The organism is Paraburkholderia lebeckiae, assembly GCF_050436325.1.
Taxonomy (GTDB): Bacteria; Pseudomonadota; Gammaproteobacteria; order Burkholderiales; family Burkholderiaceae; genus Paraburkholderia; species Paraburkholderia tuberum.
Map to the genome: position 1 here is coordinate 210,788 of NZ_JBNDLZ010000003.1, position 14,891 is coordinate 225,678.

Consider the following 14,891-nt stretch of genomic DNA (forward strand, 5'->3'; position numbering starts at 1 on the left):
TCACTGAGTACAGCACACAGGACCAAGCATGTTGAATAAAGGCATCACGATCAAGGCGCGAATTGGCCTCACGATGGCGTTCCTCGCCGCGTTGCTGGTTGCGATCGGCGTTTTCGGTCTGTTCGGCATGAGCCGTTCGAACGACGCCTATGAGGATACGTTCACCAACGCGATGCCGGGCGCGGTGAACATCGGCAACGCGGAAATCTACGCGGCGCGCGAACGACTCGCGCTCGACCGCGCCGCGTTCCTGGTCGGCACACCGGAAGCGGCCACCACCATCGAGCGCGGGCGCATGCTCGGGGGCACGTCCGACATGTGGTGGAAAAAATATCTCGATCTGCCACGCGACGCGGACGAAGACCGGCTTGCGCAGGACGTCGCCGCGAAGCGCAACGCGCTGCATCAGCAACTCGAAACGTTCGCCGCGACGATCACGGCGAACGATCAGGGCAAGCTGGTCGAGGACGCGAAGAATCTGCAGGTCGTCTTCAACGACCTCGTCGGCGCCGACGACGCGGTGCGCAAATACCAGTTCGACTCGGCCAGGCAGGGCTTCGACTCCGCGCAGAGCAGTTTCCAGACGTTCCGCGTGGTCAGCATCGGCGCGCTGGTGATCGGCGTGCTGGCGGCGGCGCTGTCGTATCTGACGCTGAGCCGCTCGATCGCGCGTCCGCTCGACGAAGCGCTCGGCCACTTCGATGCGATCGCGGCCGGCGATTTGCGTCGTCCGGTGATCGCGACATCGCGCGACGAAATGGGGCAACTGCTCGAAGGAATCGCCAGAATGCAGCGCAGCCTCACCGAAACGGTGCGCAGCGTGCGCGGCGGTAGCGAGTCGATCGCGACCGCGACGCGCCAGATCGCGGCGGGCAACGTCGACCTGTCTTCGCGGACCGAGGAGCAGGCGTCGGCGCTGCAGGAAACCGCCTCGAGCATGGAGCAGTTGACCGGCACCGTGCGGCAGAATGCCGACAACGCGCGCCAGGCGAGCGCGCTCGCGGCCAACGCGTCCGAGATCGCCAACAAGGGTAGCGCGGTGGTCGGCCAGGTGGTCGGCACGATGGGCGACATCAACCAGAGCTCGGCGAAGATCGCCGACATCATCTCGATCATCGAAGGCATTGCCTTCCAGACCAACATCCTCGCGTTGAACGCAGCCGTCGAGGCGGCGCGCGCCGGCGAGGAGGGGCGTGGCTTCGCGGTCGTCGCGGGCGAAGTGCGCAGCCTCGCGCAGCGTTCGTCGGCGGCGGCCAAGGAGATCAAGGAGCTGATCGATACGTCGGTCGAGCGCGTGCAGTCGGGCTCGGCGCTCGTCGACGAGGCCGGCCGCACGATGAGCGAAATCATCGGCGCGGTGCGGCGCGTGACCGACATCATGGGCGAGATCGCGGCGGCGTCGGAGGAGCAGAGCGGCGGCATCGACCAGGTCGCGCGCGCGGTCACGCAGATGGACGAGGTCACGCAGCAGAATGCGGCGCTCGTCGAGGAAGCGGCCGCCGCCGCGTCGTCGCTCGAGGAGCAGGCGGCGCGGCTGCGCAGCGCGGTCGCGGTGTTCCAGGTCGACGACAGCGGCCGTGGCGGTCACGAAGCGGCGTCGGCGCTTGCTGCGCCGAAGCGCCCGGTGTCCACGAGGCCGGTCGCTACACGCGCACGCAAGCTCACGCCGGCTACCTCGCAGACGGCGTTGCCGGCGAAGGCATCGATCCCGGCCGCGGCCGCTGTCGCGCCGCAGGTAGCGGCCGCGTCCACGCCCACGCGCGCGCCGGCCAGGTCCGCGGCGACGGCCGGCAGCGATCAGGATTGGGAGACCTTCTGAGCTGGCTCGGATCAGGTGTACATGGGCGGCGGCGCCGTCGTGCGTCAGGTGAGTCGAGACGCGCCGTTCGGCGCACCAGCCGTTGCCGTTTCCGTTCGCTAGCTGTCCGGCATTCGCGTCGCACCCGCGACGATCGCTTCGCGAAAAACCGCGCCTGGACCCCCATGCGCGGTTTTTTTTTCAGCTCCCGCAAGAATTAACGTTTGCGCGCCGCCGCCTTTCACCGGCGCGTGCTGCGATCCGGTACATTGACGGGCACGGCCCCGATCCGTTTGCGCGGCGCGCGGCTGCCCGCACCTCAACAGGTGGTTCCCACATATTGCTACGTCCTGCGAACCCTGCCATGCGCCAGCCACAAAGAACCGACATGACGCGATACGATCTTGCGCAATGCCTCGTCGAGGCACGCCGGCAGCGCCGGCCGATCGACGCGCCCGCACCCGACAGCCTGCCGCCCGACGCGGCGACCGCCTACGCGATCCAGCAGGCGGTGATCGTGGGCCTCGGTGAGTCGACCGGCGCGTGGAAGATCGGCGCGAAGTCGCCGGGCGGCGCCGCGTCGGGCGCACCGATTCCGGCCTCGCTGGTGATGCCGTCGCCAGCGACGCTCGCGCATGACGGATTCTTTCGCGTGCTGGTGGAGCTAGAGATCGCGTTCCGCTTCGACGTGACGATCGAGCCGCGCGCTCAGGCGTATGCGCGCGACGAGGTATTGTCGAAGGTCGGCGCCGTGCTGCCGGCCATCGAGATCGTCGACAGCCGCTTCGCCGAATGGCCGAACGTCGCGCCGCTCGCGCAGTTGGCCGACGCGCAGAACAACGGCGCGCTGATCACCGGCCATCCGGCCGTCTATGCGAGCCTCGCGCGCGGCTTCGACTTCGTGTCGCCGGAACTGGAGCTGAGTTTCAACGGCCGCTCGCTGATACCGGAAGTGACCGGCAATCCGGCAGGCGATCCGCGCGAGCTGCTCGTGTGGTTCGTCAACCATTGCGCGGCGATGGGCATCACGATCGAGCGCAACTGGACCTTGACCACCGGGTCATACGTCGGCGCGCACAAGATCGACGAGCCCGGCATCGTGCGTGGTCATATCGACGGATTGGGTGAAGTGGAAATTGAACTGACCTGATCGATGCTGCGGCGCTTGTAACCGCAAATTACAACGCTTGATTCCAAACGGCTGCCCGCGTGCAGCCGTTTTTATTTTGGCGAATTTGAAACGGTGGCAGTCTTTGATCGTTAACCTGTTCGAATGCATTTGTTGCAACTTTGCCGCTTCCACACCTATGAGAGCGCCGCGAGCTCGTCACGTGCATGCTTTTTGTGACGAAGTGTGCGTGCGCAGACAGCCGCATTGTGGTGGAGGGTCGACGGTGCGGGTACGGGATGTGCAATAGCAGCGCGGTGACATGACGCGATGCAGCGCTCCGGCGAAGTCGTGCAGGAGCACTGAATAGCGATGCGGTGCTGAAGAAGGTAGCGATACAGCGGAGCAGCAGATGATGTGACTGGTTGCCGTGTGAGTAAAAAAATTGTAGGCGGTCGAATCTCTGTTTCCAAGTGAGGATTGTAGCGGTGGCGGTTACGGCGCGATTTTCGCAACGTAGTCCGTGAAAAAAAATTTAAAAGGGTTTAGGATGAATTCGAGCGATGTCGTTTCCGAATAGCGCGCCGCGCACGACATCGCTCCAGACTTTGGCGAGGAGGTAGCATGGATATCTACAGCAGTTTCGCGACCCGCTTCGAGAAAACACGGGAGGACGAACTCTCGCTCGAGGAGTATCTCGCGCTCTGCAAAGACAATCCCGCCGCGTACGCCACCGCCGGCGAACGCATGTTGACGGCAATCGGAGAACCGGAACAGATCGACACTCGCAACGATCCGCGTTTATCGCGTATCTTCGCGAACAAGGTCATCAAGGTATACCCCGCATTCCGTGAGTTCTACGGAATGGAAGAGGTGATCGAGCAGGTGGTCGCCTACTTCCGGCATTCGGCCCAGGGGCTCGAAGAAAAGAAGCAGATCCTGTATCTGTTAGGACCGGTCGGCGGCGGCAAGTCGTCGATCGCGGAACGTCTGAAGCAATTGATGGAACGCGTGCCGTTCTATGCGATCAAGGGCTCGCCCGTCAATGAATCGCCGCTCGGTCTGTTCGACTACGAGGAAGACGGTCCGATCCTCGAAGAGCAATATGGCATTCCTCGTCGCTACCTGCGAGGCATTCTGAGTCCGTGGGCGGTCAAGCGCCTGCACGAGTACAACGGCGACATCCGCAAGTTCCGCGTGGTGCGCCGCTATCCGTCGATCCTTCGCCAGATCGCTATCTCGAAGACCGAACCGGGCGACGAGAACAATCAGGACATTTCGTCGCTGGTCGGCAAGGTCGACATCCGCAAGCTCGAACAGTATGCGCAGGACGATGCCGACGCGTACAGCTACTCGGGCGGCCTGTGCCTCGCCAATCAGGGCCTGCTCGAGTTCGTCGAAATGTTCAAGGCGCCGATCAAGGTGTTGCACCCGCTGCTCACCGCGACCCAGGAAGGCAACTTCAAGGGCACGGAAGGCTTCGGCGCGATTCCGTTCGACGGCATCATCCTCGCTCACTCGAACGAATCGGAATGGAAGGCATTCCGCAACAACCGTAACAACGAGGCACTGCTCGACCGGATCTTCGTCGTCAAGGTGCCGTACTGCCTGCGCTATAGCGAAGAGGTCAAGATTTACGAGAAGCTGCTGCGCAACTCGTCGCTGGCCAACGCGGTCTGCGCGCCGGGCACGCTGAAGATGATGGGGCAGTTGTCGGTGCTCACGCGTTTGCACGAGCCGGAGAATTCGAGCCTGTTCTCGAAGATGCAGGTCTACGACGGCGAGAATCTGAAGGACACGGACCCGAAGGCGAAGTCGTATCAGGAGTATCGCGACTTCGGGGGCGTCGACGAAGGCATGACCGGCGTGTCGACCCGCTTCGCGTTCAAGATTCTGTCGCGCGTGTTCAACTTCGACTCGACCGAGGTCGCGGCCAATCCGGTGCATCTGATGTACGTGCTCGAACAGCAGATCGAACGCGAGCAGTTCCCGCCGGAAACCGAGCAGAAGTATCTGTCCTTCATCAAGGACGTGCTCGCGTCGCGCTATGCGGAGTTCATCGGCAAGGAGATTCAGACCGCGTACCTGGAGTCGTACTCCGAGTACGGTCAGAACATCTTCGACCGCTATGTCACGTATGCGGACTTCTGGATCCAGGATCAGGAGTTCCGCGACCACGACACCGGCGAAAGCTTCGACCGTGCCGCGTTGAACGCCGAGCTGGAAAAGATCGAGAAGCCCGCGGGCATCAGCAATCCGAAAGACTTCCGCAACGAGATCGTGAACTTCGTGCTGCGTGCTCGGGCTGCGAATGCGGGCAAGAACCCCGCGTGGATCAGCTACGAGAAGCTGCGCGTCGTGATCGAAAAGAAGATGTTCTCGAACACGGAAGAACTGTTGCCGGTGATCTCGTTCAACGCGAAAGGCTCGGCCGAAGAGCAGCGCAAGCATGAAGACTTCGTCAATCGCATGGTGGCGAAGGGCTATACGCCGAAGCAGGTGCGCTTGCTGTGCGACTGGTATCTGCGCGTGCGCAAGTCGTCATGATGCGCGCATGATACTCATGGTGTGCCGCCCGTACGGTTCGACCGTACGGGCAACCGGCGAGGCGCAAGCCGCATAGCATTGCACTGCGCGGCGGGCGTCTCGCGCACCCGAAATATTAGTGCGGCCGCAGGGAATCGCGGTTGCATGGACGGGAGACCGGGCGTGCTTCATCAAATCATCGACCGCAGATTGGCAGGCAAGAACAAGAGTATTGCGAACCGTGAGCGCTTTTTGCGCCGCGTCAAAAACTATATTCGTCGTGCCGTTTCGGAGGCGGTGCGCGATCGCAGCATCAAGGACATCCAGAACACCCAGAGCATCACCATTCCGCGCAAGGACATCGCGGAGCCGTCGTTCCGTCATGGACCGGGCGGCCGGCGCGAGATGGTGCATCCCGGCAACTCGGACTACATCCGCGGCGACAAGATCCAGCGCCCGCAAGGCGGCGGTGGCGGCGGCGGAGGCAGTCAGGCCAGCAACGAGGGCGAGGGTCAGGACGACTTCGTGTTCGAGCTGAGCCGCGAAGAGTTCATGCAGTATTTCTTCGACGACCTCGAACTGCCGCGTCTCGTCAAAACCCATCTGACGGCCGTGCCGACGTGGAAAAGCGTCCGCGCGGGCTGGGCCGCCGAGGGTACGCCGAACAACATCGACGTCGTGCGTTCGCTGCGCAGCGCGCTCGGCCGGCGCATCGCGCTCGGCGCGCCGCTCGTCAACCAGCTGCACGAAATGGAGCGGCAACTGGAAGAGTTGAAGGCCGATCCCGCCGATCGCCGCGAAGAGATCAAGCTGCTCGAAGACGACATCCACCATCTGAAAGGACGCATCTGGCGGATTCCGTTCATCGATCCGTTCGATCTGCGTTACGTGAATCGCGTGAAGCAGCCCACGCCGTCGAGCCAGGCGGTGATGTTCTGCCTGATGGACGTGTCCGGTTCGATGGACGAGCAGCGCAAGGATCTTGCGAAGCGCTTCTTCATCCTGCTGTACCTGTTCCTGAAGCGTAACTACGAGCGCATCGAAGTGGTGTTCATTCGCCACCACACGCGCGCCGAGGAAGTCGACGAAGACACGTTCTTCCACTCGACCGAAAGCGGCGGCACCGTGGTGTCGAGCGCGCTCGAACTGATGCGCAAGGTGATGGACGAACGCTACTCGCCAACTGAATGGAACATTTACGGGGCGCAGGCTTCCGACGGCGACAACTGGACCGACGACTCGCCGAAGTGCCGCAAAATACTCTCGGATGACATCCTGGAGAAGGTGCGGTATTTTGCGTATATTCAGGTGACGCCCGAAGAGCAGAATCTGTGGCTCGAATACGCGCAACTGGCGCTATCGCAACCGCACATGGCGATGAAGAAGGTCGAAACCGCGGCCGATATTTATCCGGTGTTTCGCGAACTGTTCGAGAAGCAGGCGGCGACTTCTTGATGGGATACTGGTGGCGCACGAAGCGCCTGAACGACGAAGCGCGCGGCGATTCGTACGACAAGGGTGACCCGTCGTATGACGGCGCCGCAGCGCAACAAAGGCGTGCCGCAGCGACAGTCGGGGCATGCCGAGGCAGGAGTGGCCAGCACGGAGCCGCTCGCGCCGGAGCAGTCCGCGATCTGCAGCACGGGACGCACCGGAACGCCCATCGAAGGGCAAAGGGAAGTCCGTATGAACGTAGCCGATAGACGGCCTCTGCCGTGCCCGTCCGACTGGACCTTCGAATTGATCGAAGAGTACGACTCGCATATTGCCCGTGTTGCGGAGCAATACGAGCTCGACGTGTATCCGATCCAGCTCGAACTCATCAGCGCCGAACAGATGATGGATGCCTATGCGTCCGTCGGCATGCCGGTGAACTACCGTCACTGGTCGTTCGGCAAACATTTCCTTTCTACCGAAAAAAGCTATCGTCGCGGCCAGATGGGGCTCGCGTACGAGATCGTCATCAATTCGAACCCCTGCATCGCGTATCTGATGGAAGAGAACACGATGACGATGCAGGCGCTCGTCATCGCGCATGCCGCCTACGGTCACAACTCGTTCTTCAAGGGCAACTATCTGTTCCGCTTATGGACGGACGCGCACGCGATCATCGACTACCTCGTCTACGCGAAAAACTACATCGCGGAATGCGAGGAGCGCTATGGGCTCGATCGCGTCGAGGAATTGCTCGACTCGTGCCACGCGCTGATGAATTACGGCGTGGACCGCTACAAGCGGCCGCAGAAGCTGTCGCTCCAGAAGGAGTTCGCCGCGCGTCGCGAACGCGAGGCGTATCTGCAGTCGCAGGTCAACGAGTTGTGGCGCACGTTGCCCACGCGCCATACGCCGCTGCCCGAAGAGGTCGAGGGGCGCTATCCGCCCGAGCCGCAGGAAAACCTGCTGTATTTCGCGGAGAAAAACGCGCCGCTGCTCGAAGCGTGGGAGCGCGAGGTGATCCGGATCGTGCGCAAGATCGGACAGTACTTCTATCCGCAGCGGCAGACGCAGGTGATGAACGAAGGCTGGGCGACGTTCTGGCACTACACGCTGCTCAATACGATGTACAACCAGGGCAACCTCGAAGACGGCTTCATGATGGAGTTTCTCCATTCACACAGCAACGTCGTCTATCAGCCGCCGGTCACGAAGCCGTATTACAGCGGCATCAATCCGTATGCGCTGGGCTTTTCGATGATGAGCGATATCCGGCGCATCTGCGAAGCGCCGACCGACGAAGACCGCAAGTGGTTTCCGGATCTGGCCGGCAGTCCGTGGCTGCCCGCGATGCACTACGCGATGCGCAACTTCAAGGACGAGAGCTTCGTCGCGCAGTATCTGTCGCCGCATCTGATCCGCGAAATGCGTCTGTTCTCGGTGCTCGACGACGACATGCGAGACGCGCTCGAAGTGTCGGCGATTCACGACGATAGCGGCTACCAGTACGTGCGGCAGGCGTTGTCGCGGCAGTACGACATGCATCACCGCGAGCCGAACATTCAGGTGTGGGCCGTCAATACACGCGGCGATCGCAGCCTGACGTTGCGGCATTTCATGAGCGACAACCGGCACCTGTCGTCGGATAGCGAGGAGGTGCTCAAGCACATGGCGCGCTTGTGGCAGTTCGACGTGTACCTCGAAAGCGTCGACGAAAACGGTACCGTCAGAAAACGCTACGACTGCCGGTATATGCCGCCGTCCGTGAGAATATGAGCGCCGCCTGACTCCCGCCTGAGCGGTCCGTGTCGCCCGTCAAGCCCCTGCCAGTTCCCAACTGGCAGGGGCTTCGTTCTGTTGGTGCGCAAATCCGGCCGACCCAGGGCTTTCATCAGGCCACGCTGACAAAAAACCTTCCTGTGCTTTCATTTATGTAAAATTCGCGCACCCGCGACGGCCGCGCAGGCTGGGCGCGCGACATCAAGGCGGCGCCACGACCGTCCTCCTCGTTTAAATAAGGAAAGACACCAGCATGAACGACCAAACCGAACAATACGTCGTGGCCTCGGCGCACGACACGCGGCGCCGCATTTTTGCAATCGTCGGCGCTTCATCGGGCAATCTCGTCGAGTGGTTCGACTTCTATGTGTATTCGTTCACGGCGCTTTACTTCGCGCCGTCGTTCTTCCCGAGCGGCAACACGACCACGCAGTTGCTGAACACGGCCGGCGTGTTCGCCGCGGGCTTTCTGATGCGGCCGATTGGCGGCTGGTTCTTCGGGCGGCTCGCCGACAAACGGGGTCGCCGCGCCGCGATGATGGTGTCGGTATTCATGATGTGCGGCGGCTCGCTCGTGATCGCGATGCTGCCCACGTACGCGCAGATCGGCGCGCTCGCGCCTGCGCTGCTGCTGCTCGCGCGGCTGTTCCAGGGCCTGTCGGTGGGCGGCGAATACGGCACCAGCGCGACCTATATGAGCGAAGTCGCGTTGAAGGGCCGGCGCGGCTTCTTCGCGTCGTTCCAGTATGTGACGCTGATCGGCGGCCAACTGTGCGCGCTGCTCGTGCTCGTGACACTGCAACAGACGCTGACGACCGAAGAGCTGAAGGCGTGGGGCTGGCGTGTGCCGTTCGTGATTGGCGCTATCGCCGCGTTGATCGCGCTCTATCTGCGTAAATCCCTTGATGAAACCACCACCGCGGCGACGCGCCAGCGCAAGGAAGCGGGCACGCTGCGCGGGCTGTGGGAGCACAAGACCGCGTTCATGACGGTGCTCGGTTTCACGGCCGGCGGATCGCTGATCTTCTATACGTTCACCACCTACATGCAAAAGTACCTCGTCAATACGGCCGGCATGCACGCGAAGACCGCGAGCTCGGTGATGACCGCCGCGTTGTTCGTCTACATGTTGATGCAGCCGGCGTTCGGCGCGTTGTCGGACCGCATCGGGCGGCGCCGCTCGATGCTGTGTTTCGGCCTGTTCGCGACCCTCGGCACGGTGCCGCTGCTGCATGCGCTGAAAGACGTGACGAGCCCGTACGCGGCCTTCGCGTTGGTCGTCGTCGCGCTCGCGATCGTCAGCTTCTATACGTCGATCAGCGGCCTGATCAAGGCGGAAATGTTTCCACCGCAAGTGCGTGCGCTTGGCGTAGGGCTGTCGTATGCGGTCGCCAATGCGATCTTCGGCGGCTCGGCGGAATATGTCGCGCTGTGGCTGAAGTCCGCCGGTGTCGAGACGATGTTCTTCTGGTACGTGACGGCGCTGTGTGCACTCGCGGGTATCGTGTCGCTGCGTATGCGCGATCCGTCGTCGGAAGGGTATCTGCGGCACGAGCCGTGAACCGCTAGTCGGGCACGGCGAAACGTCGTGCCGCGATGGCAGCGTTCAAGCGGCGGTCCAGGGCAACCGGGCCGCTGTTTTTCATGGCATCGACGTTTGCGCTTCAATCCGCAAGCGAGGAACAGTGCGCTTCGCTCAACTGACGACGATCAGTGTCCCCCACGCACGCAGCAGGTCGCGCAAGCTCTCGGCCTGTTCCATCCTCGCGCCGCTGCGCAGATGAATCTGCACCGCGCGGCCCGCGATGCCGTCGATCGGTTGCGCGAACCATAACTCGACCGCGAGGCCTAGTCCTTCGCGTTGGTCATCGACGACCGGTTCGATCACGCGCGGCTTGAAACACGCATTGTCTGACATGGCGAAACACCACTGTTGCGAAGACGGGTCGTGCCCATCGTAATCAGCGGCGCGGGCGGGACCAGGTAACGAATGCGCGTTTGCCAAGCAGGGAATGCCTGGCAGAAAATCGCCTTGCACGGGCTCGCGCCGGTCGCGAGGCGCCTGTCGCAGTTCATACCGGCTTCGACCCGTTGTCGACGAACTCATCGATCCTCGCGGCCTCATTCACCGTGGCCGCGCCAACGGCCGCGACCGTCGCCATCGACGGCGTCGCCGCTACGCCGCCGACAGCATCGGCCGCCGCGCGCGGCATCGGCAGACGGCCACGCCAGGCCGCGCGCGCCAGCATCAGCAGATGGTAGTAAAGCCGCGCGCTAAAGCCGTAGTTGTAGGCGAACAGATGCGCGCGCGCGATCCGCCAGCCGGCGCGCGCCTCGCCGTTTCTCGCGTGAATCGACACCACGATCGGTACTAGCCGCCGCAGCGCCTGCCGCCGCGACGGTTCGAGCGCCGCCGGCAGACGCAGCGACTTCACGAACGCATACGCGCTCGACGTTGCGGCCATGCTCGTGCCGCGCGTGCTGTGCGAGACCGACGTCGCGGTCTTCCGATACACCGACACATAGTCGTGCAGATAAAACACCTCGCGCGCGGCCAGGCATAGCTCGGTGCCGAACACGTAGTCGCAGCAGACGTCATACCGCGCGTCGTAGCCGACCCGCTTGACGAGCCGCGCGTCGGCCATCCAGCCATTGTTCGGAAACATCTGGATCAGGCCCGTGCGGCCCGCGAGCGGCTGGAGACCCTCGCTGGCCTGAGTGCGCCGGAACGCCTCGTTCAGGCGCGCGCTCGCGGCGAGATCGATCGCACCGTCGTGACCCGCTTCGTATTGCGCACCGAATGCCGCATCGAGCCGCGGATAGCGCTGCCACAACGACACGAGTTTGTCGACGGCGTCGCTCGTCAGCAGATCGTCGTCGTGGATCAGCAGGATCTTGTCGCCGCGCGCCCGCTCGAACAGGCTCGACACATTGCGCGCCTGGCCAAGCGGCGGCTCGTGCTTCTCGTAGCGCACGCGCGGCTCGTCGCGGTAACGCTGCAAGACCAGTTGCCGCGAGCGCGCGTCCGTCGAATCGTCGCCAATCACGATTTCGACATGCGGATAGCTTTGCGCGAGGCACGAGTCGATGCATTCGATCAGCAGGTCGGGACGATTGCAGGTGGGCACGCAGATGGACACTTGGGCAACGGCCGCACGGGCGAGGGGAGAACTTGACGCGTTGGACATGATGACGCCTTTTATCGATCGGAAGCGGCATAAACCGGCGGAAAGCGGCAGCCGGTTCGCAGGGCGCACACCTTGCTGCAAGCAGCAAAAATAGTCCAAGGCGTCAAAAAAATATTCGGTAAAAATGAGGAAGAAATGTTTGCTTACAGAAAGGTGCTGGAAGGGAAAAGTGATGCGGCCCGGGTGCGCGACGCAGCCAGGGCCGCTCTGATAGGGTTCAATTTTCAACCGACTGACGGTTCGCCCTCGCCGGGTTTTTTGCCCGGACGGTCCGCCGGAGACTGCTTGTGACCTTCGTCGTGGCGCTCGGGCATCTTGCTCTTCGCGTTGTCGCTATGCACGGCACGGTGCGGATGCGCGAAATCCTCGGTCTGGGCGCTGGCCTCGCTTTTCGATTCGTTGTCGGCCGCGCTTTTTGCTTCGCCTTGGGATTTTTCCGTCGTCTTGCTCATCGCTGCTCTCCTGGAGGGGAAGACAAGCCTCCGGCAGCAAGACGCGGACCCGGGCGGGAGCAAACGGAAGTTCCGCGCTCAGGCAGCCGCGTGGCGCGGCCTGCTGCCCGTCAGCGACATGATGAAGTCGAGAAACACGCGCACCTTGGCCGGCGGATGGTGCCGTGACGGATACAGCGCATACAGCGGGTACACCTCGTCGCCCCAATCCGGAAAGAGCTCGATCAGCTTGCCGCTCGCAAGCAGCGACTCCGCGCCGAGCGCGAGAATCTGCGCGATGCCCTGGCCCGCGATGCATACGCTATGCAGCGTGCCGACGTCGTTGACGGTCAGCCGCCCCGGCGGCGTCAGCGCGAGCTGCTTGCGGCCGCGATGGAATTCCCAGCTGAACGGATAACCGGTGAGCGGATCGCGAAACTTGATGCAGATATGCCGGCCGTCTTCGAGCTCGCCCGGATTCGCCGGCTTGCCATGCTTCTTCAGATACGACGGCGCCGCGACGGTCAGGATGCGCGTATCGAGCAACTTGCGGGCGACGAGCGTCGACACCGGCGGGTCGCCGAAGCGGATCGCGACATCGAAACCGTCTCCGACCATATCGCCCAACTGATCGCGCGTGACGAGTTCGAGTTGCAGGTCCGGATGTTTGTCGATGAAACCGCCGAGGCGCGGCCCGAGCAAGAGCCGCGAAAAGAATGGGTCCATATTGACGCGCAGACGCCCGCGCACCGCGGTCGCGCCCTGCGCGGCGGAGGCGGCCGCTTCCTCGAGTCCGCCGAGCAACGGCACGATCTGCTCGTAGAATCGCCGGCCTTCGTCGGTCAGCGTGACCGAGCGCGTGGTGCGGTCGAACAGACGAATGCCGAGGCGTGCTTCGAGCCGGGCGACCGAACGGCTTACGCCCGATTGCGACATGTCGAGCGCTTCGCCGGCGGCCGCGAAACTGCCGCAATCGACGATCGCAGTCAGGACGCCCATGCCGTTCAGCACGCGCTCATCGAATGGCATCGGGGCTCCCTGCCTGGTAGCCATGGATGCTCGACATGCTAACGCGAAGACCATTCGAATGCATGCGCCGGCACACGATGAAACGCGTCGCGTCTCAACGCCCCACGCTCGGCGCAGCCTGGCCGCGAATCACGCGCGTGCCCGACGGGTCGTCGAGGTGGCGGAAGATCCACGCGGACACGAGCGTGATCGCGCCGACGCACACGAATGCGAGCCGGAAGCCGAGCGCCGCCGACCATTGCGCGGCGAACAGATTGACGAGCCCTCCGCCGATCGACACGCCAAGCCCGATCGCGAGCATCTGCACCATCGAGAACAGGCTATTGCCCATGCCAGCGTCTTCGTGCGACAGGTCCTTCAGCGTGACACTGTTCATCGCCGCGAACTGCATCGAGTTGGCCGCGCCGAACACCGCGAGGATCGCGATTTCGATCACGAGCGGTGTGCCGAGCGAAATCAGCGAGAATGCGACGATCGCCGCGCCGACGATGACCGTGTTGACGAGCAGGAACGTGTCGTAGCCGTAGCGGCGCACGAGCGGCGCGATCCAGCGTTTCGCGAGCGTGCCGGCGAGTGCCGCGGGCAGCATCATCAGACCCGAGTGCAGCGGCGAGTAGCCGAGCTGCAATTGCAGCAGCAGCGGCACGAGGAACGGCACCGCGCTCGAACCGACCCGGCATACGAGGTTGCCGATCAGGCCGACGCTGAAGTTCGGCTCGCCGAACAGCGACAGCTTGAACAGCGGATCGCGGCGGTTTCTGGCGTACGGAATATAGGCGAGCGCGCTGGCGACGGCCAACGCGAACAGCCCCGCCGACCACGCCGCGCGATGCGAAGGGACCGGCGCGTCGATCGCGAGCGAAAACGCGATCATGCACAACGACAGCAGGGCGCAGCCGATTACATCGAACGGCGGCGCCTGCGCCTCGTCATGCGACGGCAGAAAGCGGTGCACCGCGTACAGACCGAGCGCGCCGATCGGCACGTTGATCAGAAAGATCCAGTGCCACGTGATCGCCTGCACGAACCAGCCGCCGAGCGTTGGCCCGGCGATCGGGCCGAGCTGCCCCGCGATCGATATGAACGCGAGCGCCGACACGTATTGCTCGCCCGACACGCTGCGCAGCACCGCGAGGCGTCCGATCGGCAGCAGCATCGAGCCGCCGAGGCCTTGCAGCACGCGCGCCATCACGAGCTGGCCGAGCGTGTGCGCGCTCGAGCAGCAGATCGAGCCGAGCACGAACACGAGAATGGCGGCGAAATAGACGCGGCGGGTGCCGAAGCGATCGGCAAGCCAGCCGGAGGCGGGCGTCAGCATCGCCATCGTCAGCGTGTAGGCGACGACGACCGGTTGCATCGCGAGCGGCGCGACGCGCAGGCTGTTCGCGATCGACGGCAGCGCGGTGTTGACGATCGTCGTGTCGAGCGACTGCATGAAGAAGCCGGCAGCGACGATCCATAGTAGGGCGGTTTGAGAGGAATCCTTGGTCATGTTTTCGACAGCGGGCGCGGCGGCGGCAAAGCGCCGCCAGAGCGGGGCCAGGGCGAATTCCGTCATCTTATTGACATTCTCGTCAATCGGAACCCCACTAAGTTCG

11 protein-coding genes are annotated in these 14,891 nt (G+C 63.2%); 6 read left to right on the top strand and 5 right to left on the bottom strand.

From position 1 onward, the window contains the following. The first annotated feature begins 28 nt into the window (after positions 1-28). The 6 genes from OKW44_RS19025 to OKW44_RS19050 all read left to right on the top strand — a co-directional run bounded on the left by OKW44_RS19025 (position 29) and on the right by OKW44_RS19050 (position 10,206). Positions 29-1,819 (top strand): methyl-accepting chemotaxis protein, encoded by a 1,791-nt coding sequence (locus OKW44_RS19025; RefSeq protein WP_018417749.1) that lies wholly within the window; start codon positions 29-31, stop codon positions 1,817-1,819. Positions 1,820-2,186: 367 nt separating this feature from the next. Beyond that, on the top strand, positions 2,187-2,948 hold the full coding sequence (locus OKW44_RS19030; protein ID WP_018417750.1) for a 2-keto-4-pentenoate hydratase: 762 nt from the start codon (positions 2,187-2,189) through the stop codon (positions 2,946-2,948). Between the two features lie 582 nt (positions 2,949-3,530). Next, a complete protein-coding gene (locus tag OKW44_RS19035) occupies positions 3,531-5,453 on the top strand; it encodes a PrkA family serine protein kinase (protein ID WP_018417752.1) in 1,923 nt (640 codons plus the stop codon). Positions 5,454-5,615: 162 nt separating this feature from the next. After that, complete coding sequence (locus OKW44_RS19040) at positions 5,616-6,887, top strand: YeaH/YhbH family protein (RefSeq protein WP_026225339.1); 1,272 nt, start codon at positions 5,616-5,618, stop codon at positions 6,885-6,887. Positions 6,888-7,118: 231 nt separating this feature from the next. Continuing rightward, positions 7,119-8,642 carry a SpoVR family protein gene (locus OKW44_RS19045; protein ID WP_035470159.1) on the top strand — a complete coding sequence of 508 codons (1,524 nt, stop codon included), beginning with the start codon at positions 7,119-7,121 and terminating at the stop codon, positions 8,640-8,642. Positions 8,643-8,898: 256 nt separating this feature from the next. Continuing rightward, complete coding sequence (locus OKW44_RS19050) at positions 8,899-10,206, top strand: MFS family transporter (protein WP_018417755.1); 1,308 nt, start codon at positions 8,899-8,901, stop codon at positions 10,204-10,206. A gap of 135 nt (positions 10,207-10,341) precedes the next feature. On the opposite strand, the gene OKW44_RS19055 is transcribed toward OKW44_RS19050, so the two are convergent. The 5 genes from OKW44_RS19055 to OKW44_RS19075 all read right to left on the bottom strand — a co-directional run bounded on the left by OKW44_RS19055 (position 10,342) and on the right by OKW44_RS19075 (position 14,785). After that, positions 10,342-10,563 (bottom strand): hypothetical protein, encoded by a 222-nt coding sequence (locus tag OKW44_RS19055; protein ID WP_018417756.1) that lies wholly within the window; start codon positions 10,561-10,563, stop codon positions 10,342-10,344. A gap of 154 nt (positions 10,564-10,717) precedes the next feature. Next, positions 10,718-11,833 carry a glycosyltransferase family 2 protein gene (locus OKW44_RS19060; RefSeq protein ID WP_018417757.1) on the bottom strand — a complete coding sequence of 372 codons (1,116 nt, stop codon included), beginning with the start codon at positions 11,831-11,833 and terminating at the stop codon, positions 10,718-10,720. A gap of 224 nt (positions 11,834-12,057) precedes the next feature. Next, on the bottom strand, positions 12,058-12,285 hold the full coding sequence (locus OKW44_RS19065; RefSeq protein ID WP_018417758.1) for a hypothetical protein: 228 nt from the start codon (positions 12,283-12,285) through the stop codon (positions 12,058-12,060). Positions 12,286-12,363: 78 nt separating this feature from the next. Then, positions 12,364-13,293 carry a LysR family transcriptional regulator gene (locus tag OKW44_RS19070; protein ID WP_018417759.1) on the bottom strand — a complete coding sequence of 310 codons (930 nt, stop codon included), beginning with the start codon at positions 13,291-13,293 and terminating at the stop codon, positions 12,364-12,366. Positions 13,294-13,387: 94 nt separating this feature from the next. Then, entirely contained in the window at positions 13,388-14,785 is a 1,398-nt protein-coding gene (locus OKW44_RS19075) for a DHA2 family efflux MFS transporter permease subunit (RefSeq protein ID WP_026225340.1), read from the bottom strand. Positions 14,786-14,891: the final 106 nt, after the last annotated feature.

Excerpts from the sequence above, each read along its gene's own strand:
- OKW44_RS19030 (WP_018417750.1), top strand. The coding sequence starts at position 2,187 with ATGACGCGATACGATCTTGCGCAATGCCTCGTCGAGGCACGCCGGCAG.
- OKW44_RS19065 (WP_018417758.1), bottom strand. The coding sequence starts at position 12,285 with ATGAGCAAGACGACGGAAAAATCCCAAGGCGAAGCAAAAAGCGCGGCC.
- OKW44_RS19035 (WP_018417752.1), top strand. The coding sequence starts at position 3,531 with ATGGATATCTACAGCAGTTTCGCGACCCGCTTCGAGAAAACACGGGAG.
- OKW44_RS19050 (WP_018417755.1), top strand. The coding sequence starts at position 8,899 with ATGAACGACCAAACCGAACAATACGTCGTGGCCTCGGCGCACGACACG.
- OKW44_RS19045 (WP_035470159.1), top strand. The coding sequence starts at position 7,119 with ATGAACGTAGCCGATAGACGGCCTCTGCCGTGCCCGTCCGACTGGACC.
- OKW44_RS19060 (WP_018417757.1), bottom strand. The coding sequence starts at position 11,833 with ATGTCCAACGCGTCAAGTTCTCCCCTCGCCCGTGCGGCCGTTGCCCAA.
- OKW44_RS19025 (WP_018417749.1), top strand. The coding sequence starts at position 29 with ATGTTGAATAAAGGCATCACGATCAAGGCGCGAATTGGCCTCACGATG.
- OKW44_RS19055 (WP_018417756.1), bottom strand. The coding sequence starts at position 10,563 with ATGTCAGACAATGCGTGTTTCAAGCCGCGCGTGATCGAACCGGTCGTC.
- OKW44_RS19070 (WP_018417759.1), bottom strand. The coding sequence starts at position 13,293 with ATGCCATTCGATGAGCGCGTGCTGAACGGCATGGGCGTCCTGACTGCG.
- OKW44_RS19075 (WP_026225340.1), bottom strand. The coding sequence starts at position 14,785 with ATGACCAAGGATTCCTCTCAAACCGCCCTACTATGGATCGTCGCTGCC.